The sequence below is a fragment of the Amycolatopsis mongoliensis genome, assembly GCF_030285665.1.
GTDB classification, from domain to species: Bacteria; Actinomycetota; Actinomycetes; order Mycobacteriales; family Pseudonocardiaceae; genus Amycolatopsis; species Amycolatopsis mongoliensis.
The window spans coordinates 6,315,375-6,335,255 of sequence record NZ_CP127295.1 but is presented as its reverse complement, the minus strand read 5'-3'; the positions used below and the strand labels follow the sequence as shown (position 1 = coordinate 6,335,255).

At 72.1% G+C, this 19,881-nt stretch carries 23 protein-coding genes; 13 read left to right on the top strand and 10 right to left on the bottom strand.

What is annotated here, in order from left to right:
- Positions 1–96: 96 nt before the first annotated feature.
- The 5 genes from QRX60_RS30480 to QRX60_RS30460 form a co-directional block, all read right to left on the bottom strand.
- Positions 97–660, bottom strand: coding sequence for an Asp23/Gls24 family envelope stress response protein (locus QRX60_RS30480; RefSeq protein ID WP_285994867.1), 564 nt, complete (start codon positions 658–660; stop codon positions 97–99).
- Complete coding sequence (locus QRX60_RS30475) at positions 657–1,184, bottom strand: DUF6286 domain-containing protein (protein WP_285994866.1); 528 nt, start codon at positions 1,182–1,184, stop codon at positions 657–659. The genes QRX60_RS30480 and QRX60_RS30475 overlap by 4 nt, the downstream gene beginning before the upstream one ends.
- A complete protein-coding gene (locus tag QRX60_RS30470) occupies positions 1,181–1,555 on the bottom strand; it encodes an Asp23/Gls24 family envelope stress response protein (protein WP_285994865.1) in 375 nt (124 codons plus the stop codon). The genes QRX60_RS30475 and QRX60_RS30470 overlap by 4 nt, the downstream gene beginning before the upstream one ends.
- Before the next feature lie 4 nt (positions 1,556–1,559).
- Positions 1,560–1,736 carry a hypothetical protein gene (locus QRX60_RS30465; RefSeq protein WP_285994864.1) on the bottom strand — a complete coding sequence of 59 codons (177 nt, stop codon included), beginning with the start codon at positions 1,734–1,736 and terminating at the stop codon, positions 1,560–1,562.
- Between the two features lie 112 nt (positions 1,737–1,848).
- A complete protein-coding gene (locus tag QRX60_RS30460; protein ID WP_285994863.1) occupies positions 1,849–2,307 on the bottom strand; it encodes an Asp23/Gls24 family envelope stress response protein in 459 nt (152 codons plus the stop codon).
- 186 nt (positions 2,308–2,493) lie between these two features.
- Between QRX60_RS30460 and QRX60_RS30455 the strand changes: the two genes are divergently transcribed.
- Positions 2,494–2,703, top strand: coding sequence for a CsbD family protein (locus QRX60_RS30455; protein WP_285994862.1), 210 nt, complete (start codon positions 2,494–2,496; stop codon positions 2,701–2,703).
- 51 nt (positions 2,704–2,754) lie between these two features.
- Here QRX60_RS30455 and QRX60_RS30450 read toward each other — a convergent pair whose 3' ends face one another.
- Genes QRX60_RS30450 through QRX60_RS30440 form a run of 3 tightly spaced genes read right to left on the bottom strand, consistent with a single transcriptional unit; the run spans position 2,755 to position 4,923 of the window.
- On the bottom strand, positions 2,755–3,231 hold the full coding sequence (locus QRX60_RS30450; protein WP_285994861.1) for a TspO/MBR family protein: 477 nt from the start codon (positions 3,229–3,231) through the stop codon (positions 2,755–2,757).
- A 22-nt stretch (positions 3,232–3,253) separates the two neighbouring features.
- Positions 3,254–4,489 carry an FAD-dependent oxidoreductase gene (locus QRX60_RS30445; protein WP_285994860.1) on the bottom strand — a complete coding sequence of 412 codons (1,236 nt, stop codon included), beginning with the start codon at positions 4,487–4,489 and terminating at the stop codon, positions 3,254–3,256.
- Positions 4,486–4,923: a nitroreductase/quinone reductase family protein gene (locus tag QRX60_RS30440; RefSeq protein WP_285994859.1), complete on the bottom strand. Its 438-nt coding sequence runs from the start codon at positions 4,921–4,923 to the stop codon at positions 4,486–4,488. Before QRX60_RS30440 ends, QRX60_RS30445 begins: the two co-directional genes overlap by 4 nt.
- A 386-nt stretch (positions 4,924–5,309) precedes the next feature.
- On the opposite strand from QRX60_RS30440, the gene QRX60_RS30435 reads away from it, so the two are divergent.
- Genes QRX60_RS30435 through QRX60_RS30380 form a run of 12 tightly spaced genes read left to right on the top strand, consistent with a single transcriptional unit; the run spans position 5,310 to position 15,294 of the window.
- Complete coding sequence (locus QRX60_RS30435) at positions 5,310–5,465, top strand: HpcH/HpaI aldolase family protein (RefSeq protein ID WP_285994858.1); 156 nt, start codon at positions 5,310–5,312, stop codon at positions 5,463–5,465.
- A gap of 12 nt (positions 5,466–5,477) precedes the next feature.
- Positions 5,478–6,092 (top strand): HpcH/HpaI aldolase family protein, encoded by a 615-nt coding sequence (locus tag QRX60_RS30430; RefSeq protein ID WP_285994857.1) that lies wholly within the window; start codon positions 5,478–5,480, stop codon positions 6,090–6,092.
- Positions 6,089–6,808, top strand: a complete 720-nt coding sequence (locus QRX60_RS30425; protein ID WP_285994856.1) for a CoA transferase subunit A — start codon at positions 6,089–6,091, stop codon at positions 6,806–6,808. The genes QRX60_RS30430 and QRX60_RS30425 overlap by 4 nt, the downstream gene beginning before the upstream one ends.
- Positions 6,808–7,479, top strand: a complete 672-nt coding sequence (locus QRX60_RS30420) for a 3-oxoacid CoA-transferase subunit B (protein ID WP_285994855.1) — start codon at positions 6,808–6,810, stop codon at positions 7,477–7,479. The genes QRX60_RS30425 and QRX60_RS30420 overlap by 1 nt, the downstream gene beginning before the upstream one ends.
- Entirely contained in the window at positions 7,476–8,633 is a 1,158-nt protein-coding gene (locus tag QRX60_RS30415) for a thiolase domain-containing protein (RefSeq protein ID WP_285994854.1), read from the top strand. Before QRX60_RS30420 ends, QRX60_RS30415 begins: the two co-directional genes overlap by 4 nt.
- Entirely contained in the window at positions 8,630–9,022 is a 393-nt protein-coding gene (locus QRX60_RS30410; RefSeq protein ID WP_285994853.1) for a Zn-ribbon domain-containing OB-fold protein, read from the top strand. Before QRX60_RS30415 ends, QRX60_RS30410 begins: the two co-directional genes overlap by 4 nt.
- Positions 9,019–9,918: a cupin domain-containing protein gene (locus QRX60_RS30405; RefSeq protein WP_285994852.1), complete on the top strand. Its 900-nt coding sequence runs from the start codon at positions 9,019–9,021 to the stop codon at positions 9,916–9,918. The genes QRX60_RS30410 and QRX60_RS30405 overlap by 4 nt, the downstream gene beginning before the upstream one ends.
- Before the next feature lie 30 nt (positions 9,919–9,948).
- Entirely contained in the window at positions 9,949–11,298 is a 1,350-nt protein-coding gene (locus tag QRX60_RS30400) for an MFS transporter (protein WP_285994851.1), read from the top strand.
- 21 nt (positions 11,299–11,319) lie between these two features.
- Entirely contained in the window at positions 11,320–12,510 is a 1,191-nt protein-coding gene (locus QRX60_RS30395; RefSeq protein ID WP_285994850.1) for an MFS transporter, read from the top strand.
- A complete protein-coding gene (locus QRX60_RS30390; protein WP_285994849.1) occupies positions 12,482–13,474 on the top strand; it encodes a cyclase family protein in 993 nt (330 codons plus the stop codon). Before QRX60_RS30395 ends, QRX60_RS30390 begins: the two co-directional genes overlap by 29 nt.
- Positions 13,475–13,496: 22 nt before the next feature.
- A complete protein-coding gene (locus QRX60_RS30385) occupies positions 13,497–14,444 on the top strand; it encodes a DUF6282 family protein (RefSeq protein ID WP_285994848.1) in 948 nt (315 codons plus the stop codon).
- A gap of 58 nt (positions 14,445–14,502) precedes the next feature.
- Complete coding sequence (locus QRX60_RS30380; protein ID WP_285994847.1) at positions 14,503–15,294, top strand: IclR family transcriptional regulator; 792 nt, start codon at positions 14,503–14,505, stop codon at positions 15,292–15,294.
- A 256-nt stretch (positions 15,295–15,550) separates the two neighbouring features.
- Here QRX60_RS30380 and QRX60_RS30375 read toward each other — a convergent pair whose 3' ends face one another.
- Together QRX60_RS30375 and QRX60_RS30370 are read right to left on the bottom strand one after the other, a co-directional pair.
- Entirely contained in the window at positions 15,551–16,363 is an 813-nt protein-coding gene (locus QRX60_RS30375) for an Fpg/Nei family DNA glycosylase (RefSeq protein ID WP_285994846.1), read from the bottom strand.
- On the bottom strand, positions 16,356–19,874 hold the full coding sequence (locus tag QRX60_RS30370) for a multifunctional oxoglutarate decarboxylase/oxoglutarate dehydrogenase thiamine pyrophosphate-binding subunit/dihydrolipoyllysine-residue succinyltransferase subunit (protein WP_285994845.1): 3,519 nt from the start codon (positions 19,872–19,874) through the stop codon (positions 16,356–16,358). The genes QRX60_RS30375 and QRX60_RS30370 overlap by 8 nt, the downstream gene beginning before the upstream one ends.
- Between the last annotated feature and the right edge of the window lie 7 nt (positions 19,875–19,881).

Sequence of the window (19,881 nt, the reverse complement as noted above, 5' to 3'; positions counted from 1 at the left end):
GCCGCCCTGCAGTGCGGCGAGCAGGGCGAACGCGAGCTCGTGGTCGGCGTCGGCACGCAGCTCCTGCCGGTCGCGCAGCGCGCGGAGCCTCTCCTCTCAGGCGACGCGGGTCCCGGCCGTCGTGGTGAACCGGAACTCGACCCGGCTGGGCAAGCTGTCGAGGTCGAGGGCCTGGCACAGCCGCGGGATGCCTTCGGTCCGGATGCGGTCGCGGATCTCGCTGGGATCGCCGTCCTGCTCGACCGAGACCACGGCAACCAAGGCCGGGTTCTCGCGGGTCCCGGCCAGGGTGGCTGTCGCGGCGTGCACCCCGGGATACGCACGCAGTTCGTCGGCGAACGGCGCGACCGCCGCGGTCGTGGCCAGTTCGGTGCCGCCCGCGTCCGGGTCGGTCTCGAAGCGCCAGACGCGACTGCGCGGCTTGCGGGCCAGCTGCGCGGCCAGCCACCGCAACCCGGCCAAGGCGACCACGATTCCCGCGGCCGCGGTCACGTACAGCACCCAGGTGGGCGGGAGGTCCGTGCCGGGAACCAGGGGCCGGTCGTCCCCGAGGACCGGGAGCCGGCGGAAGCGGATCGCGGCCGGGATCGCACCGGCCGCCACGAGCAGCAGCCCGAAGAACGCGATCAGGGTGCGGTTGAGGGCAGCGGGACGGTTCACGAGGTGCTCCTCGGGGTGCGGAGGCGGACCTTGACGGCGGGCCGGCGGACCGGGTCGATCCGATCGAGCCGGGCCGCGACCGCGGAGCGGACCGAATCGGCGATCCCGTCCGGCCGGGTCCGCCGGGTCCGCACGCGGACGCGGATGCTGCGCCGGCGCAGCGTCAGGGCGACCTGCTCGACGCCGTCGACCCGCGCCGCGGCCGCACGCAGCGTCGAGCGGAGGCTGCGCCGTGCCACACCCGCGTCCGGCTCGCCACGCAGGGGCAGCACCACCGGCTTGCCCGGCAGCACCGCTCCGGCCAGCAGGAGCAGCCCGAGGACGGCCACGACTCCGCCGGTGATCACCACGGGCAGGTCGGCCCACCGCAGGGTGGTCAGGCGCCGGGCGATCGCCCCGTAGTCGAGCCAGGCGCGTTCGCCGGCGATCATCTGGACGGCCACGATCGCGGCCAGCGCGCCGGCCGCCGTCAGCACCAGCGCGGTCAGGGTGGCCGGAAAGCTCCGGCGTGGACGTCGCTTCACCGGACCCTCCTGCTCGCGGGGGCCGGGGCGTGCAGCGCGGTGACGGTGATGTCCACCCGTGCCACGTCGAGCCCGGTCAGTTCCCGCACCCGCTCGCGCAGGTGGTCGCGGGCGTGTTCGGTGGTGCGGGCGACCGAGGCCGGGTAGGTGACCGACAGGCGAGCCGACAACCGGACGGTGTCGCCGTCGACGGCGGCGTCGACCTTCACCGATCGGTCGGCGTCTTCCCCACCGACTGCGACCCCGAGCACGCGGCCCGCCGCGCCACCGACGTCGGGGAGCTCGCGCGCGGCGTGGGCGGCGATGCGCTCGACGGCCCGCCCCGCCACCACCAGGCTGCCTCGCTCCTCGACGGGAACCGTCGTGGTCACGCGATCACCCCCGGCCCCGGCCGAGCAGCTGCGACACGTCGAGCTTGCCGTCGAGGTAGCGGCCGGCCAGCAGGCCGATCGCGCCCAGCACGAGCACGGCCAGGAACGCGCCGAACCCGCCGAAAGCCACGGCGAGACCGAGCGCGAGGCCGGTCAGCAGACCCAGATGGGTGGCATTCATGGAAACCTCCGTCGAGAAAAGGGGGAATGGTGACGCGGGAGCCGGGCGGGCCCGCCTCCTCGGAGAAAGGCAGGCCCGCCAGTACCTCGGCGATCCCCGTCGGGTCCTGGGATCACTGCACCCGGCCGGTGTCGGTGCTGCCGCCCTCGTCGTCGCCGGGCAGGTGCAGGTCACCGACCGCGATGTTGACCTCGACGACCTCCAGGCCGGTCATCCGCTCCACGCCGGTGATCACGTTGCGCCGGACCGACCGGGCCACGTCCGCGATCGCCACGCCGTACTCGACCACGATCTGCAGGTCGACCGCGGCCTGCTTCTCCCCGACCTCGACCGAAACCCCCTGACCGGCGGAGGCCGTCGCGCCCGGGATCCGCTCCCGGATCGCGGAGAACGCGCGGGAGGCCCCGCCGCCGAGGGCGTGCACCCCCGCGATCTCCCGGGCGGCCAGCCCGGCGATCTTCTGCACCACCGTGTCCGCGATGGTCGTCGCGCCCTGAGCCGTGACGAGCGCTCCGGTCGTCGTTTCCTTCGACGCGGTGGTGGTCGGCGCCTTCGAGATCGTCTCAGCCATGGTGATTCCCTTTCGATGTCCTGTCGAACGGTTGCGTCGGAAGGACCCGAGGGATCCGGAATCGTCACGATCACTTTCGTGTGAACAGGGTCACGCGTCCGGGGAAATGACGAATCGGCCGCGGGCGTGTCGTCATGAACGAGACCGTCCACGAAGGACGGTCACCGATGTGGGAGGAGCGACGGCATGTCGTTGGGCGACAAGATCGGTACCAAGGCCGACGATCTCGGCGGTAAGGCCAAGGAAGCGGCGGGCAACGTGACCGGCGACGACGAACTGCGCGCGGAGGGGAAGGCGGATCAGGCCAAAGCCGGCCTGAAGGACGCCGTCGAAAACGTCAAGGACGCGGTCGGCGACGTCACCGACAAGGTCCGGAACGTGCTGAAGAGGGACTGACCGCAGGCCGGTGGCCGGCGCACGAGGGGTGCGCCGGCCACCACCGGCAGGTCAGTTGAGCAGGACGATCGCGGCGTTGAGCGCTGTCGCGAACACCGCCCACGCAAGGTAAGGCAGCTGCATCGCCGCGGCGGCGGGCGACCGGCGCCGGAAGACCACGACCGTCGCGACGATGACGGCATCGAGCGCCACGACGTCGAGCAGGGCCAGTGCGTAGGCGCCGCCCCCGAAGAACAGCGGCGTCCACGTCGCGTTGAGCAGCAGACCGGCCGCGTACCAGCGGAGCCCGCCGCGCAGTCCACCCGAGCGCCAGAAAAGCCAGCCGGAGAAGGCGATCAGGACGTAGAGGACGGTCCACACCGGACCGAACAGCCACGGGGGCGGAGCCCACGACGGCCGGACGAGCCCGGCGTACACCTCGCGTGACTGCGATGCGGCAAGACCGCCGACGACGGCGACCGCGGCCACCGCGGCGAGGAACGCCACCAAGGCGATCGAGGCCCGTGCGGAACGGGTGAGGGTGGTCATCGGAAATCCTCCCGGTCGAAGGTCAACGCGGTTCGCGCTCGCGACAAGCCCGGAGAACGGCCTCGTCGAGGTGGGGCGGGTACGGGCCGTACGCGTTGTCGCGTGCGCCGCGGGTGCGCAGCGCCGGGACGGCGAACAGCCAGCGCAGGAACGCGGGCGGGGCCCCGCTCCTGCCCTTGGCCCGGGCGCGCGCCGAACTCCGTTCCACCCGGACCTGCTGTGCCTGGACCTTCTTGACGGCCGGCAGCCGGTCCTGCTGGACGGCGGCGAGGTCGCCGAGCCCGGGCCCGCCCTCGCGGAAGGACGGGACGAGCCGGTTCGCCGCCGCGACCGCGTCCTGAACGGCCATGAGGATGCCGTTGCCGCCGACCGGCGAGATCACGTGCGCGGCGTCGCCCAGCAGCAGGAGGCCCGGGCGGTACCAGCTGTCCACGCGGGAGATGTCGACCGAGAGCAACGTGGTCTGCGCGAAGTCGGTCAGCAGGTCCGCGCGGTCGGCGAGCCAGGGGATGTGCAGGCGGACGAAGTCCCTGATCGGCGCCACGCCCTGCTCGCGCAGCCGGGGAAAGGTCCCTTTCGCGACGCTGTAGCCGACCTGCCAGTCGTGCACGCCGCCGAGCACGCCGACGTAGCTTTCCGGCCCGTAGTACAGGTCGAGGTCGGCGTCGGGCGGATCGCCGGCCCGCCTCGGCAGGCGGAACCAGAGGATGTCGGTGGTCGCGCCGAGCGAGCGGGCGGGCAGGTCGGCCAGGCGGCGCACGGTCGAGAACCGCCCGTCCGCGCCGACGACCAGCGAGCAGGAGATCTCACCGCCCCGGTGCCGGACACCGGTGACCCGGCCCGGCCCGTCGGTGATCAGGCCGGTGACCTTGGCTCCCATCTCGAGGGAGAACGACCGCAGGCACCGGGCCTGCGCGGCGAGGTAGTCGAGGAAGCGCACCTGCGGCATCAGGGCGATGTAGTTGAACGGCGTGTCGAGCCGGTCGTACCCGGCGACGCTGAACGTCGCCTTCGGGGTGTGGAACCGGAACGACCGGGCTTTGAAGTGGTCGAGCCGCAGCAGCCCCTCGGCGAGGCCCAGCCGGTCGAGCAGTTCGAGGGTGTAGGGGTGCAGGGAGTCGCCGCGGAAGTCGCGGTCGAAGTCCGACCGCGACTCCAGCACGGTGACCTCGATCCCCGCCCGGGCCAGCAGGTAGCCCAGCAGCATCCCGCCGGGCCCGCCACCGGCGATGACGACGTCCCGCGCCGGGGCGCTCACGCCGGTTCCCGCAGCACGAAGACGGCCATGCCCAGGAGGTGGGGGACGATCTCGTCCTCCGTCGCGTCCTGCGCCACGGGGAAGGCCTCGATCGCCCACGGCACCGCCATCGCCTCGAGGTACTGGGCGACGACGGCGGCCGCCTCCGGGCCGCCGGCCGGTTCCGCGTGGCGTTCGAGCCGGGCCGTCTCCTCGATCACCGCGCAGGCGGGTGTCGCGAGCAGGTTCCGGACCCAGTCCCGCTTCCGGTCCGGGGACACCAGGTACCAGCAGCCGCGGCGCTGCACGACGGCGAGCGGCACGTGCCGGGCCACGCCGGAGCCCCGGCCGCGGGTTTCGATCACGCGGAGGCCGTAGCCGCCTTCGGGCACGGGCTCGCCCTCCGTCGCCAGCAGTTTGGCGACCATCTGCGCGTTGATGGCACGCACGTCCATGACCAGCTCCCATCGCTAGACAATCTAGCAATATTCGCTAGAAAGACTAGCGACTATTAGGGTGCGGCGCATGGCGGACGAGCAGGACACCTCCAGCCGCCTCCGCGCACTCCGGTGCACCACGGCCTGATCGAGCCCCACGACACAGCCGACCTGCGAACGCCGGCCGATCCCGCCTCCGGATGACCCCTTCGCCGGCACCGACTCCGGTCCGTGCCGGTCCGTGATCTCTCAGTCGTCCTCGACGTCCCTTCCCCGGCCGCGGCAGGTGCCGCGCGAAATCGGCCTCTTGCCTGACCGGCGCCTGCGTGCGATGCTACGTATCGCGAACAGGCTGTTCGTATAACGAACTCGCTCGGAGCCGGACTCATCCACGGAGATCGCGCATGTTCCAGCAGTTGCTGAAGTCGTCCCGTCCGCCCGTGGTCGGCACGTTCGTCAAGATCCCCGCACTGGAGGTCGCCGAGATCATCGGGGCCGCGGGGTTCGACTTCGTCGTGATCGACACCGAACACGCCCTGCTTTCGGTCCGCGATGTCTAAGCGCTGATCGTCGTGTACTCCCGGATCGGCGTCGCGCCGCTGGTGCGGATCACCGACCACGGTTACGGCGACGCCCAGCGCTACCTCGACGCGGGCGCGGCCGGTGTGCTCGTGCCGCACGTTTCCGACGCCGCGCAGGCGAAGGCCGTCATGCGGCAGTTCCTGTTCCCGCCCGCCGGCACCCGCGGCATGGGCTACGCCGCACGCGCCGGGGTGTGGGGCGGCCTCGACGGCGGCGTCGCGGAATACGTGCGGGCGGGCCGGGAGGACGTCGCGCGCGTCGCGATGATCGAGGAACGGGAAGCAGTCGAGGACATCGAGGGCATCCTGACCGCACCCGGCCTCGACGCCGTGTTCGTCGGGCCCGGCGACCTGTCGCTCAGCCTGGGCGTTCCCGCCGGCTCCCCGGCCGTGCACGACGCCGTGACGCGGTCGATCGAGGCCGCGGTCCGGGCCGGCGTCCCGGTCGGCACCGTGGTCCAGGGCGAGGACCAGCTCCGGCTGCGGGCCGGGCAGGGCTGCCGGTTCCTGCTCGTCGGCAACGACACCGGGATGATCTCCGGAGCCGCCCGCCGGGCGGTCGCCCAAGCCCGCGAAGCGCTGGCCCAGCCGGTGAGCGCGTCGTGATCGACAAGATCCGGGCCGGCGCCGCCGCGGCGCTGGACACCGTCCACAGTGGATCTTCCATCGTGATCGGCGGGTTCGGCCGGACCGGGGTGCCGGTCGACCTGATCGACGCGCTCTGCGACCGCGACGTCCGCGAACTGCACGTCATCGCCAACAACGGCGGCCAGGGGCTGCCCGGCGAGCGCGGCATCGGGCGGCTGCTCGCCGAGCACCGGGTGAAGAAGTTCTCCTGCTCCTTCCCCGTGAACCCGGCCTTCTTCCGGCGCTACTTCGCCGGGGAGGTCGAGATCGAGCTCGTGCCGCAGGGGACGCTGGCCGAACGCCTGCGCGCGGGCGGCTCGGGCCTCGGCGGCTTCTACACGCCCACCGCCGCGGGCACCATCCTCGCCGACGGCGGCTTCGTGCTGCGGCACGGCCAGCCGGAGAAAACGCTTCCCCCGAAGGAGCAACGCGTGATCGACGGCCGGACCTACGTGCTCGAATCCCCGCTGCGGCCGGACTTCGCCCTGGTGAAGGCCGACCGGGCGGACCGGTACGGCAACCTCCGGTTCCGCCTCGGCGCCCGCAACTTCAACCCGGTGGCCGCGATGGCCGCGCGGACGACCATCGTGCAGGCCGACCACGTCGAGCGCACCGGTTCCCTGTCCCCCGACGACATCCACCTGCCCGGCCCGTTCGTGGACCACCTGGTGCGGACCGAACCGGAGGCGGCCTGATGACCACCGTCACCCCACCCCGGGCACTGTCCAGGACGGACCTCGCCCGCCGCGTCGCCGCCGACCTCGAGGACGGCTGGTGCGTCAACGTCGGCATCGGCGCACCGCTGCTCCTGCCGGACCAGCCCACCCCCGGCCGGGAAGTCCTCTACCACTGCGAACACGGCCTGCTCGGCGTCGGCCCGCCCCCGGAAGGCGAGCCGGACCCCGACATCACCGACGCCGGCAAGAATCCGGTGACGCTGCTGGAAGGCGCGGCCGCGTTCGACTCGTCGATGTCCTTCGCCATCGCCCGGGGCGGGCGGCTCGACCTGTGCGTGCTCGGCGCGCTGCAGGTCGGCGAGAACGGCGACCTGGCGAACTGGCTGGTCCCCGGCGGCAACCCCGGCGTGGGCGGCGCGATGGATCTGGCCGTCGGCGCCCGCCGCGTCTGGGTGATGATGGACCACGTCGACAAGCAGGGGAACGCCAAGCTGCGCAAGGAATGCACGTTCCCGCTCACCGGCCCGGGCGTGGTCGACCGCGTCTACACCGACCTGGCCGTCTTCGAGTTCGCCGAGGGCGTGCTGACCCTGCGCGAGTGTGCTCCCGGCGTCCGGCCCGAGCAGCTCGCCCCGCTGACCGAGGCCGCCTACACCGTCGACCTCTGGACCCGAGGAGAACCCGCATGACCAGGCAGGTGACCGCGCGCATCGCCGGTGCCTTCGAGCATCCGCAGCGCAAGATCCCCGGCAAGACCGTGCCCCAGGTGCTCGCCGAAGTCGCCTACGGCGCGCTCGCCGACGCCGGGCTGAGCCTGTCCGACGTGGACGGTTTCTTCTGCTCCGAAGTCCCCGGGCTCGGCTCGATCGCGATGGCCGACTACCTCGGCCTCACCGATTTGTCCTATGTGGACGTCACGGAGGGCGGCGGCGCGTCCTACGTCATGCACGCCGGGCACGCCGTGGCCGCGGTGGCGGCGGGCAAGTGCCGGGTGGCGCTGCTCGCGATGGCCGGGCTCCCGTTGTCGGGCGCGCGGTCCGGCGGCGGCGAGCGCGGCCCGGACCACCCGTACGAATCGGCCTACGGCGTCACCGTTCCCGCCGGGTACGCGCTCGCGGCGCAGCGGCACATGCACGAGTTCGGCACCACGTCCGAACAGCTCGCGGAGGTCAAGGTCGCGGCCGCGCACCACGCGCAGTACAACCCGAACGCGGTGCTGCGCAAGCCCGTCACCATCGCCGACGTCGTCGAGTCGCCGCTGATCTCCGACCCCCTGCACCGGCTCGACTGCTGCATCACCAGCGACGGCGGCGCCGCGCTGGTGATCGTCGCCGAGGACGTCGCCCGCGCACTGCCCGGCCGCACGGTGAAGATCCTCGGCCACGGCGAGGCGGTCAAGCACAGCGCGGCCGGCGGCATCGACCTCACCTACACCGGCGCCGCGCTCTCCGGTCCCCGGGCGTTCGCGGAGGCGGGCCTGACCCCGCGTGACGTCGACTACGTCTCGATCTACGACTCCTTCACCATCACGGTGCTGATGAGCCTGGAAGACCTCGGTTTCTGCGAGAAGGGCAAAGGCGGAGCCTTCGTCACCGACGGCACCCTGCAGGGCCCGGACGGGCGGCTGCCGTTCAACACCGACGGCGGTGGCCTGTGCAACAACCACCCGGACTTCCGCGGCGGCATGGTCCGCACCGTCGAGGCCGTCCGCCAGCTGCGCGGCGAGGCCACGCCGGAGGTCCAGGTGCCCGGCGCCCGGATCGGGCTCGTCCAGGCCCACGGCGGCAGCCTCGGCTTCCGCACCGCCGCCGCCACCCTGCTGCTCGGAACGGAGGACGCATGACCGTCGAAGACCCCGTGCTCGCCCGCTTCACCGAAGCGCTGTCCGCCGGAAGGCTGGACCTCCCCCGCTGCACCGGCTGCGGCGCACTGGTCTGGTACCCGCGCGCCCGCTGCCCGCACTGCATGGCCGGAAGCCTTGAATGGGAAGCGCTTTCCGGCACCGGCACGGTCTATTCCTACACCGTCAACCGGCGCGGCCAGGGAAAGTACACCGGCGCCGACCCCTTCGTCATCGCCTACGTCGAACTGGCCGAAGGCCCCCGCGTCCTGGCCCGGTTGGAGGGGACACCGGCGATCGGCCTGCCGGTCCGGCTCACCCGCGGGCTCGACGACGAGGGCCAGGTGCGGCTGACGTTCGAGCGCGACCCCCACGTGAAGGAGAGCTCATGACCTACGCCAAGGACGATCTCCGCTCCGCTCTGACCACCGGCGCCGCCCCGCGGCCCTCCGGCGCGGTCGCCGCCCCGGAGTTCCTCGACTTCTCCGTCACCGCGCCGGACGTCGTCACGGCCGCCGGGAGCCGGCAGTGGATCGTGCGGGGCCAGAACTTCGTGCTGATCCACACCGAACCCGTGCCCGGCGACGTCATCTGGTCGGGCGAGCTGCGGTCCGAGCAGGTCGTCCTGGTGATCGACGAAAGCAGCGGGATCTCGGCCGGGGCGCACGCGGTCACCGGGCCGGCGCTCGTCGTGGTCCCGCCCGGCGCCGCCGAGATCGTCAGCACCGGCGGCGGCCAGCTCACCCAGCTGATCCAGTCCGACGAGCTCGAGTGGGCGGCCAAAGCGTCCAATGCGGACAGCTACGCCCACCCGCACCCTCACGTGGCGCCGCTAGAGCTGTGGCCGGAGCCCGTCGGGGGCTACCGGTGGCGGACCTACCGGATGGCCGACGTGCCCGACGACCCGAAGCGCTTCGGCCGCATCTTCCGCACCCGTGCCTTCATGGTCAACTTCCTCAAGCCGAACCAGGGACCGCGCAACCCGCACAAGCTGTCCCCGCACTTCCACGACGACTTCGAGCAGTGCAGCCTGATCGTCGCCGGCACCTACGTGCACCACATCCAGACGCCGTGGGGCACCGACGCCGACGACTGGCGGCCCGAAGATCACGCCCGCGTCGGCAGCCCGTCGGCGACCGTCATCCCGCCGCCGACGGTGCACACCTCGCAGGCCATCGGCTCCGGCGCCAACCACCTGATCGACATCTTCTCCGGCCCCCGCCACGACTTCTCGGCCCAGCCCGGCTGGGTGCTCAACGCCGGCGACTACCCCGCACCACCCGCCTGAGTTCCACCTTCAGCGTCGAAGGGAACGTCCATGTCCTCCAGCACCGGCGAAGTCGCGGCCACTTCGCTCGATCCCACCTTCATCACCCGCAGACGCCGGGCGATCACGAGCGCCTGGGCGGGCTTCGCGATCGACTCGTACTCCATCTACGTGGCATCGACCTCGCTCCTGCCGGCGATGGTCTACTTCCAGGCGCACCTGTCGCCGAGCCAGCTGTCGGTGTTCGTCGGCATGACCTTCGCCGCGACCCTGCTCGGCCGGCCGATCGGCGCGCTGCTGTTCGGGCACTTCGCCGACCGGATCGGCCGGCGCCGCGTCGGCTCGATCACGATCTACGGCTTCGGCACGATCTCGCTGTTCATCGCGATGCTGCCGGGCGCGGAGCAGGTGGGCGCGGGAGCCGCCACCGCATTGCTGCTCGGGCTGCGGTTCATCGAGGGCATCTTCCTCGGCGGCGAGTACACCGCCGCCACGCCGCTGGCCCTGGAATACGCCTCCCGGGGCCGCCGCGGGTTCACCGGAGCACTCATCCAGTGTTCGGCCAGCGGCGGCCCGTTCGTCGTCGCCGTGCTGACGTCGCTGGTGCTGGTGTTCGCGCCCAACGCGGGCCTGCACTCGCCGTACGTCCAGTGGGGCTGGCGGATCCCGTTCGTCATCGGGGCCTTCCTGGCCTGGTTCGTCGCCTGGTTCCTGCGGCGGCGGGTGGAGGACTCCGAGACCTGGAAGGAGACGACGCGCAGCAAGTCCCCGCTGCGGGACATGCTCAAGGGCTCCTCCGGGCGCGCCTTCCTCCAGTCCTACATCATCATGACCGGGGTCTTCTTCGCGGTGAACATGCTCGGCAGCGTCATGCCGCAGCTGTTGCTGTCCAACAAGGGGTACACCGCGTCCGACCTCGCCCACACCCAGCTGATCAACGCGTGGCCGGGCGTCGCGACCTACCTGTTCTTCGGCTGGCTCAGCGACCGCATCGGGCGCAAGCGCGCGCTGTACATCGCGGCGACCATCACCATCGTGCTCACCCCGATCACCTACACCCTGATGGCCAACGGGTCCGTGCACGGCTGGGCGAACCTCACCCTGCTCGCCGCCCTGACGAACGTGTTCACCCTCGGCTCGCTCGGGGTGCTGCCGGCCTACATCAACGAGCGCTTCGCCACCGCCGTCCGGTCCTCGGGGTGGGGCGTCGCCTACAGCACCGCCGTCGTCATCCCGGCGTTCTTCTCCTACTACCAGCTGGGGCTGGCGCACCTGGTGCCGGCCGCGTTCACCCCGGGCATCCTCGCCGCCTTCGGGGGCGTGCTCATCCTGTTCGCCGTCATGGCCGGACCGGAGACGCGCGCGAGCGATCTGCACACCGTGGGCGAGGCCGGGTCATGACCCTCCGCACGAAAGCCAGGTATGCGCACCGACCTCCCGACCACGCGTGTCGCCGTCGCCATCTTCGTCCTGCAGACCGCGGGCAGTGGTGTGGCGGTCTACGGCATCCCGATCTACATCGCGGCGTTCCTGCGCTCGGGCACGGTGCACCCCGCCGAGCTGTCCCTGGCGAGCACGGCGTTCTTCCTGGCGGGTGCGCTGGCCGGGCCGGCGTTCGGCGGCGCCGGCCGGCGCACCCCGAACGCGGTGCTGCTGGGCTCGGTCCTCGGCGCCGCGGCGGCGATCACGGCGCTGGCCGTGGCCCCGTCCGGGCCGGTCGTGATCGCGGCGTTCTGCGTGCTGGGCGCGACCTTCAACGGCGGTCTCGTGGTGGTGGGCACGACCGTGCTGGTGCGGGTCTTCGAGGGCAAGCCGACGTCCGGGATGGCGCTGGCGACCTCCGGTTCCTCGGCGGGCGGCATCCTGGTCTCCCCGCTGCTGGCCCTGCTGCTGACCACCCAGGCGGTCACCGCCGGCTCGTTCCTGGCGGTGGCCGCGGGGTTCCTGGCCGTCAGCGGTTTCGCGCTCACGCTCGCCTGGCGGGCGACCGCGCGGCCGGGCGCCGTCGAAGTGCCCGCGGCGGCGCCGGGCCGGCTCGGCGCGCACTGGGCGCTCGTCCTCGCGTTCAGCCTGGTCAGCGCGTCCCAGCTGGGCGCGACGTCCTACATCGTGGCGACCGGGCTCTCCCGGGACTTCACCGGTGCCCGGCTGGCCGTCTCGGTCGCCACCGCGGCGGCGGTCGCCTCGCGCTGGCTCGGCAGCGCCGGGATCCGGCGGCTCGGCCTGAGCCGCTGGACGATGACCAGCTTCTGCGCCCAGGCGGCCGGGGTGGCGCTCGTCGGGCTCGCGCCGGCCGGGTGGGTGCTGTTCCTCGGGGCCGCGCTGATCGGGCAGAGTCTCGGCAACACGATCCTCATCCGCTCGCAGGTCGTCGTCGAGCTGTTCGGGATCGGCGACTTCGCCCGGAAGTTCGCGCGGTTCCAGACCTGGACGTCGCTGGGGTCGGCGGCCGGGCCGCTCGTGCTCGGGCAACTGTTCTCGCTCACCCAGGACTACCTGCCCGCCTACCTGGCCTTGTTCGTGCTCAACGTGGTGGCCGTGCCGCTCCTGCGGCCCTGGCTGAAACGCTCGCATCGGAGGGTCGATGAGCTCCAGCACGGTTCCGTCGTATGAAGAACTCCGCCGCCGCACCGACGCCCCGCCCGGCTCGTCCTGGCACCTGTTCGGGCCGGACGACCAGCTCGGCACCCTGAACTTCCTCACCCCGCAAAGCGCGCTCGACGGCGCGGCACTGGTGAAACGGGGCCGGGTGGTCAACCTCGACTACCCGCTCAACACCTTCGTGCCCAGCCTCGCCGGGACCCGCCCCGCGACCGAGCACCACATCTTCGCCAACAACCCGAATCACCGCGACGACTGGCTGGACTCCTTCTACCTCCAGTCGACGTCCCAAGTGGACGGCCTGCGGCACATCCGCCACCCCCGGCACGGTTTCTACGGCGGGGTCGCCGACGACCGCGTGGCCGTCGGCGAGCCCGCGCTGGGCATCCAGCTGCTCGCCGAGAAGGGCCTGGTGGGCCGGGGAATCCTACTCGACGCGGTCCGGTACTTCGAGCGCGTCGGCGAACCTCTCGCGCCGGACGCTCCCCGCGGGATCACCCCGGCCGAGCTGGACGCCATGGCGGCGCACTTCGGCGTGGAGGTGCGGTCCGGGGACATCCTGCTGCTGCGCACCGGCTTCGCCGAGCACTGGCTCCGCTCCACCCCGGCACAGCGCGCGGCCCGCACCGGCGGCCCGGGCCTGCACCAGTCCGAGGAAATGCTCGCCTGGCTGTGGGACCACCGGATCTCCCTGGCGGCGGCCGACAACGGCGGTCTCGAGGCGTTCCCCGTCGACCCCGCCTCGGGCTGGGTGATCCCGGACGAGCCGCCACCACCCCGCGGCCCGTCGCACAACGGCATGCTGCACCGCCCGCTGATCGCCCTGCTCGGGCTGATCATCGGCGAGCTCTGGAAACTCGACGAGCTGGCCGAAGACTGCGCCGCCGACGGGGTCTACGAGTTCCTGCTCACCGCCAAGCCGCTCAACCTCGTGGGCGGGGTCGGATCGCCACCCAACGCCCTGGCCGTCAAGTAACCCGAAAAGTGAGGACTCTCCCGTGACGCAGACGATCAGTGAACTCTGGGACCCGGTGCTGGACGCCGACCGGCAGCAGGCGGACCCGGAGGTCGACGAGCTCCTGCGCGGCGCCGTCGACCTGCACACCCACCCCGGACCCAGCCCGTTCCCCCGCCGGATGTCCATCCTGGACGCCGCGACGGAGGCCGCGACCGTCGGATTCCGCGCCCTGGTGGCGAAGTCGCACCACCACAGCATGCAGACCGACATCCTGGCGCTCGAGACGGCCGGGCTGCAGGACGTGCCGGTCAAGGTCTACGGCGGCGTCGCGCTCAACCGCACGGTCGGCGGGCTCAACCCGTACGCCGTCGAGCTGGCGCTGCGGATGGGCGGGCGCGTCGTGTGGTTCCCGACCATCTCTTCGTCCGCGCACCTGGAGTTCCACGCGCACAACCACAGCAGCGGATTCCCGGTCGCGGGAGTCCCGCTGCGCGAGAACGAGCCGATCAGTGTGCTCGACGAAGCCGGCGCACTCACCGCGGCGGCGCGGGATGTCCTCGACGTCATCGCGGCGGAGTCGGCGATCCTCAACTGCGGGCACCTGCCCGCGGCCGAGATCGACGTGCTGATCCCGGGCGCGCTCGAGGCCGGCGTGACGCGGATCGTGGTGAGCCACCCCGAATTCGTCCTCGGCGCGGGACCCGACCGGATCGGACGGTGGGCGCGCCAGGGCGTGTTCGTCGAGCACTGCCTGGCGATGCTCGTCGGCCGGGAGCCGAAGGACGAACCGGTCGCGAAGATCGCCGAGTTCTTCCGCGCGGCCGGGCCCGGGCAGACGATCTTCTCGTCCGACCTCGGCCAGAAGGGCAACCCGCTGCCCGTCACCGCCTATCGCCGGATGGTGCGCGCCCTACTGGACGCGGGGGTCGTCCCCGGCGACATCAAGGCGATGACGGGCGGCAACGCCGGCGGGCTACTGGACCGCTGAGCCGGGCGCCGGAGCTGGGTATAGTCCGCACCCGGCGGAGCGAATCGAGGAGGGCCCCTTGGCGAACGGCGGCGGCACCGGTGACATCCAGGCAGTGCACCGCGTCGCGGAGATCCTGAAGTTGTTCACGCTGACCAGCCCGCGGGTCACCGTCGCCGAGGCCGCCGCCACCCTCGGCCTCAACCGGACCACCACGCACCGCTACTTCAGCTCGCTCGTGCTGGACGAGATCCTGGAGCGTTCCCCCGACGACGCGACGACCTACGGCCCGGGCCGGCTGCTGCTGCAGGTCGGGACGGTCGCCCAGGGCCGGCGGCGGGTGCTGGACGTCGCTCCCAGGCACATGGGCGAGTTGTCGGTCGAGACCGGGCTGACCGTGGTGCTGTCGCTGTGGGGCGCGTCCGGGCCGGTGGTGTCGCTGGTCTCGGAGGCCGGCACCCACCCCATCCTGATCACCGTCCGGATCGGCTCGATGCTCGGCTGGGATTCGGCGCAGACGCGGCTGTTCCTGGCGCTGTCCCAGGACGAAAGCCGGAACGAGCGGTACCTGGACCGGCTGGCGCCCGAACAGCGGACGCAGCTGGAGGGGCAGCTCGCCGCCTGCCGCACCCGCGGGCTCTGCCGGATCCCGGTGCCCCCGATCGACGGCGTGGTGCTGGCGGCGGCCGTCTTCGACGAACACGACGTCGCGGCGACGGTGGCCTTGGTGGGCACCACGTCGTCGCTGCCGGAGAAGGCGGCCGCGATGGAGGCGGCACTGGTGCACACCGTCTCCTCGATCACCGCGGAACTGGGCGGCACCGGCCTCCGCGACGCCGTCCTCACCGACCCGGCCGGCACCCGGGACTAGTGTCGCGCGTCTGAGGTTCGTTGGCAGCGGCCCGGCCCTGCGCCAAAGCGGCATCGGGTGCATCGGACCCGGATCTGCCGAGAGTCGCGGCGGCTGGTCCGGCGGCATGAATGACTCATTCATGCCGCCGGACGAGGTGAATGACTCATTCACGTCGTCGCGGGAGGGGCCGCACGGGCCGGGGTCTCGTGACGCAGACTCCCGACACCTCGAACGGCAAACACCTTGCCACGCGCGACACTAGCCGACCGGGCACTCAAGCGTCACCGGGCAACCGCTGCTCCGCACCGCACCACCAACTGGTGCGCCCGCCGGCTCTCCCCCGCACCATCGGCGCCTGGTCACGCGGGCACCGCGCGCCGGCCTTCCGGAACGGGACGACGTCCAGCGTGTGGACTCCCCCGTGCCGCAGCGCGGCGGACACCGCGCCCCGGGTGGCACGCAGCAGCCGGCCGACGTCCGCGCGGTCGAGCTCGTCCACCGGGCGAGCGGGGTGCACCCGGGCCCGCCACAGGATTTCGTCCGCGAGCAGGTTGCCGATCCCGGCGATCGCGTGCTGGTCCAGCAGGCGGGCCTTGACGGCCGCCGTTCCCCCGGTGACGGCCGCGCGGAACTCGCCGGCGCCGATCGTCGCCGCGTCCGGGCCGAGGTCGTCCAGGGCCGGGTCGAGCACGATCCGGCCCAGCCGGCGGGGGTCGACCAGCATCAGCCGGCCGCCGTCTTCGAACGTCACCGTGAAGCGCGCCCAGCCGTAGTCGCCCGGCGCGCGCCGGCCCTCCCAGTGGTCGCCGCCGTCGGCTTCCGTTCCGTCCGGGCCGGCCACCACGATCTTACCGGACATTCCCAAGTGGACTCCGAGCACCGGCCCGCCGTCGGTTTCGCACCACATCGACTTGCCCCGCCGGTGCGCGGACACGAGCCGTCGGCCGGTGAGCGCGTCGCGAAGCAGGCCCGGCGGATGCGGGCGGCACACGTACGTGTCGGAGTCGTCGACCTCGGTGATGCGCCGGCCCAGCGCCGCCCGCTCGATCACCGAGCGGGCGAATTCCACCTCGGGCAGCTCAGGCATCGATGACCCGCCGCACCAGTTCGCGCTGCTCCTCCTGGTGCCGGTGGTGCGACCCCGTTGCGGGGGAAGCCGAAGCGGGCCGGGACACCACCGAAAGCCGCTTGCCGCCGGGGAGTTCGAGCTCGCTGTTCAGGAACGTCCAGGCCCCCTGGTTCTTCGGCTCCTCCTGCGCCCACAGGAACTCGGCGTTCGGATAGGCCGACAAGATCTCCGTCAGCTCGGCCTGCGGCAGCGGGAAGAACTGCTCGAGCCGCACCAGCGCGACGTCCGTCCTGCCGGTCTTTTCCAGCTGCGTGAGCAGGTCGTAGTACAGCTTGCCGGACACCAGCACCACGCGCTCGACCCGATCCCGGTCCAGCGGCCGGTGCTCGTCGAGCACCGGGGCGAACGCGCCGTCGGTGAAGTCCGCGACGGAGCTGGTGGCCGCCTTCAGCCGGAGCATGCTCTTCGGGGTGAACACGACCAGCGGCCGGCGCACCGGGGCGAGGGCCTGGCGGCGCAGCAGGTGGAAGTACGACGCCGGGGTCGAGGGCTGGGCGACGATCAGGTTGTCTTCGGCGCACAGCTGGAGGAACCGCTCGATCCGCGCCGACGAGTGGTCGGGGCCCCGGCCTTCGTACCCGTGCGGCAGCAGCAGGACGAGCGACGAGGGCTGGCCCCACTTCTGCTCCGCCGAGCTGACGAACTCGTCGACGATCACCTGGGCGCCGTTGACGAAGTCCCCGAACTGGGCCTCCCACAGGACGAGCGCGTCCGGGCGTTCGACGGAGTAGCCGTACTCGAACCCCAGTGCCGCGTATTCGCTCAGCAGGGAGTCGTAGACGCTGAACGGCGCCTGCCCCTCCCCCAGGTGCGCCAGCGGCGTCCACTCCCGGCCGGTGGCCTGGTCGTGGAGGACGGCGTGCCGCTGCACGAAGGTCCCGCGCCGGCTGTCCTGGCCCGCGAGCCGCACCGGCACCCCGTCCAGCACCAGCGAGCCGAACGCCAGCAGCTCCGCGAACGCCCAGTCGATGCCGCCGCGCTCGGCCATCTCCGCCCGCTTCGCGAGCAGCGGGGCGAGCTTGGGGTGCACCGTGAACCCGGCCGGCGCGTCGCCGAACACGGTCGCGACCTTCTTCACGACGAGGTCCGTGGTGGCTGTCGGCCGGGCCGGTCCGGCGGCGGCACGCCGGTCCACCGGGCCGGCGCCCGGAGTGCTGTCCTTGGTTTCCCTGAACGACCGCTCCAGCGTCCGCTGGAAGTCGCGGTGGGCCTGTTCGTACTCGTCGGCGGTGATGTCGCCCCGCCCGACGAGGGCTTCGGTGTACAGCTCGCGGACCGAGCGCTTGTGCTCGATCAGCGCGTACATCCGCGGCTGCGTCATCGACGGGTCGTCGGCCTCGTTGTGCCCGCGCCGCCGGTAGCAGATCAGGTCGATCACCACGTCGCGCCCGAACTCCTGCCGGTAGGCGAAAGCCAGCTGCCCGGCGCGCACGACCGCTTCGGGGTCGTCGCCGTTGACGTGCAGGACCGGCGCCTGGATCGTCTTCGCGACGTCCGTCGAGTAAACCGAGGAGCGGCCGTCCTGCGGCGTGGTCGTGAACCCGACCTGGTTGTTGATGGTGATGCGGATCGTGCCACCGACGCGGTAGCCGCGCAGCTGCGACATCTGCAGCGTCTCGCTCACCACTCCCTCACCGGCGAGCGCGGCGTCCCCGTGCACGATGATCGGCAACGTCGAGAAGCGCCCGTCCCCGGCCCGGTCCTGCCGCGCGCGGGTCGCGCCGAGGAGGACCCCGTCGACCGCGTCGAGGTGCGAGGGGTTGGCCGCGAGGTGCACCGGCAGCTCGGACCCGTGCAGGCCGGCGAAGACGCCTTCGGTGCCGAGGTGGTACTTGACGTCCCCGGACCCGTCGGCCGTCTCCCGGTCCCGGTTGTCCTCGAACTCGGCGAAGATCTGGCGGTAGGTCTTGCCGGCGATGTTGGCCAGGACGTTGAGCCGCCCGCGGTGCGCCATCGCGATCGTCGCGCCGGCCAGCCCCTCTTCCGCCGCGCTCCGCAGGATCGCGTCGAGGAGCGCGATCGCGGACTCGCCGCCTTCGAGGCTGAATCGCGTCTGCCCGACGTACTTCGTCTGCAGGAAGGTCTCGAACGCCTCGGCTTCGGTGAGCTTGCCGAGGATGCGCATCTGTTCGGTGTGGGTGGGCTTCTCGTACGGCCGCTCCACCCGGTCCTGGATCCAGCGGCGCTGCGCCGGGTCCTCCAGGTGCATGTACTCGATGCCGGTGGTGCGGCAGTAGGCGTCGCGCAGGACGCCGAGGATCTCGCGCAGCGGCATCCGCCGCCGGTCGCCGCCGAAGTCCCCGGTGACGAACTCGCGGTCGAGGTCCCACAGGGTGAGCCCGTGGTTCGTCACCTCGAGATCGGGGTGCGACCGCTGCCGGTACACCAGCGGATCGGTGTCGGCCATCAGGTGGCCGCGCACGCGGTAGGCGTTGACGAGGTCGTGCACCCGGGTTTCCTTGCCCGGCGCGACGGCTTCGTCCACATGGGTGTCGGCCGCCCACCGGATCGGCTCGTACGGGATCCGCAGCGCGGTGAAGAGGTCGTCGTAGAAGTCGTGCTCGCCGATGAGCAGGTCGTGGACCAGGCGGAGGAACTCACCGCTCCCCGCGCCCTGGATCACCCGGTGGTCGTACGTGCTCGTCAGCGTCATGGTCTTGCCGACACCGTTGTCCGCCAGCCATTCCTGGCTCGCACCCTGGAACGCGGCCGGGTACTCGAGCGCGCCCGCGCCGATGATGCACCCCTGCCCGCGGGTGAGGCGCGGCACGGAGTGCTCGGTCCCGATGCCGCCGGGGTTGGTCAGCGTCATCGTGGCGCCGGCGAAGTCGGCGACGGTCAGCGCGTTCTCCCGGGCGCGGTGGACGAGATCCTCGTAGGACGCCAGGAACTCCTTGAAGGTCAGCGTGTCGGCGTCCTTGATCACCGGCACGAGCAGGGACCGCTGCCCGTCCGACCGCGGCAGGTCGATCGCGATCCCCAGGCCCAGGTGCTCCGGCGCGACGGCGACCGGCTTGCCGTCCACCACGTCGTAGTGGACGTTCTGGCTCGGGAACCGCTTGACGGCCTGGACCAGCGCCCAGCCGAGCAGGTGGGTGTAGCTGACCTTGCCCCCCGACGTGCGCCGCAGGTGGTTGTTGACGACGACGCGGTTGTCGGCCATGAGCTTCGCGGGGACGGTCCGGACGCTGGTCGCGGTCGGCACGGCCAGGCTGGCGTCCATGGTGGCGGCGAGCGTCTTGGCCGGCCCGCGCAGCACGGTGACGTCGCCCTGGGGCCGGGAAGCCGTCGGAGCGGCCACGCGCTCGGGGGCGGCGGCTGGGCCGGGCCGGTAGTCCTCGAAGACCGGCCACCAGGCCCGGTCCACCGAGTCGCGGTTCTGCAGGTACCGCTCGTAGAGCTCCTCGACCATCCATTCGTTGGCCCCGAAGGCCGCCGGAGTTTCCTCGTCGACGTCTGTTCCAGCCATCTCGACT

Excerpts from the sequence above, each read along its gene's own strand:
- QRX60_RS30460 (WP_285994863.1), bottom strand. The coding sequence starts at position 2,307 with ATGGCTGAGACGATCTCGAAGGCGCCGACCACCACCGCGTCGAAGGAA.
- QRX60_RS30370 (WP_285994845.1), bottom strand. The coding sequence starts at position 19,874 with ATGGCTGGAACAGACGTCGACGAGGAAACTCCGGCGGCCTTCGGGGCC.
- QRX60_RS30435 (WP_285994858.1), top strand. The coding sequence starts at position 5,310 with ATGTTCCAGCAGTTGCTGAAGTCGTCCCGTCCGCCCGTGGTCGGCACG.
- QRX60_RS30375 (WP_285994846.1), bottom strand. The coding sequence starts at position 16,363 with ATGCCTGAGCTGCCCGAGGTGGAATTCGCCCGCTCGGTGATCGAGCGG.
- QRX60_RS30465 (WP_285994864.1), bottom strand. The coding sequence starts at position 1,736 with ATGAATGCCACCCATCTGGGTCTGCTGACCGGCCTCGCGCTCGGTCTC.
- QRX60_RS30405 (WP_285994852.1), top strand. The coding sequence starts at position 9,019 with ATGACCTACGCCAAGGACGATCTCCGCTCCGCTCTGACCACCGGCGCC.
- QRX60_RS30395 (WP_285994850.1), top strand. The coding sequence starts at position 11,320 with ATGCGCACCGACCTCCCGACCACGCGTGTCGCCGTCGCCATCTTCGTC.
- QRX60_RS30415 (WP_285994854.1), top strand. The coding sequence starts at position 7,476 with ATGACCAGGCAGGTGACCGCGCGCATCGCCGGTGCCTTCGAGCATCCG.
- QRX60_RS30440 (WP_285994859.1), bottom strand. The coding sequence starts at position 4,923 with ATGGACGTGCGTGCCATCAACGCGCAGATGGTCGCCAAACTGCTGGCG.
- QRX60_RS30390 (WP_285994849.1), top strand. The coding sequence starts at position 12,482 with ATGAGCTCCAGCACGGTTCCGTCGTATGAAGAACTCCGCCGCCGCACC.
- QRX60_RS30410 (WP_285994853.1), top strand. The coding sequence starts at position 8,630 with ATGACCGTCGAAGACCCCGTGCTCGCCCGCTTCACCGAAGCGCTGTCC.
- QRX60_RS30420 (WP_285994855.1), top strand. The coding sequence starts at position 6,808 with ATGACCACCGTCACCCCACCCCGGGCACTGTCCAGGACGGACCTCGCC.
- QRX60_RS30455 (WP_285994862.1), top strand. The coding sequence starts at position 2,494 with ATGTCGTTGGGCGACAAGATCGGTACCAAGGCCGACGATCTCGGCGGT.
- QRX60_RS30450 (WP_285994861.1), bottom strand. The coding sequence starts at position 3,231 with ATGACCACCCTCACCCGTTCCGCACGGGCCTCGATCGCCTTGGTGGCG.
- QRX60_RS30400 (WP_285994851.1), top strand. The coding sequence starts at position 9,949 with ATGTCCTCCAGCACCGGCGAAGTCGCGGCCACTTCGCTCGATCCCACC.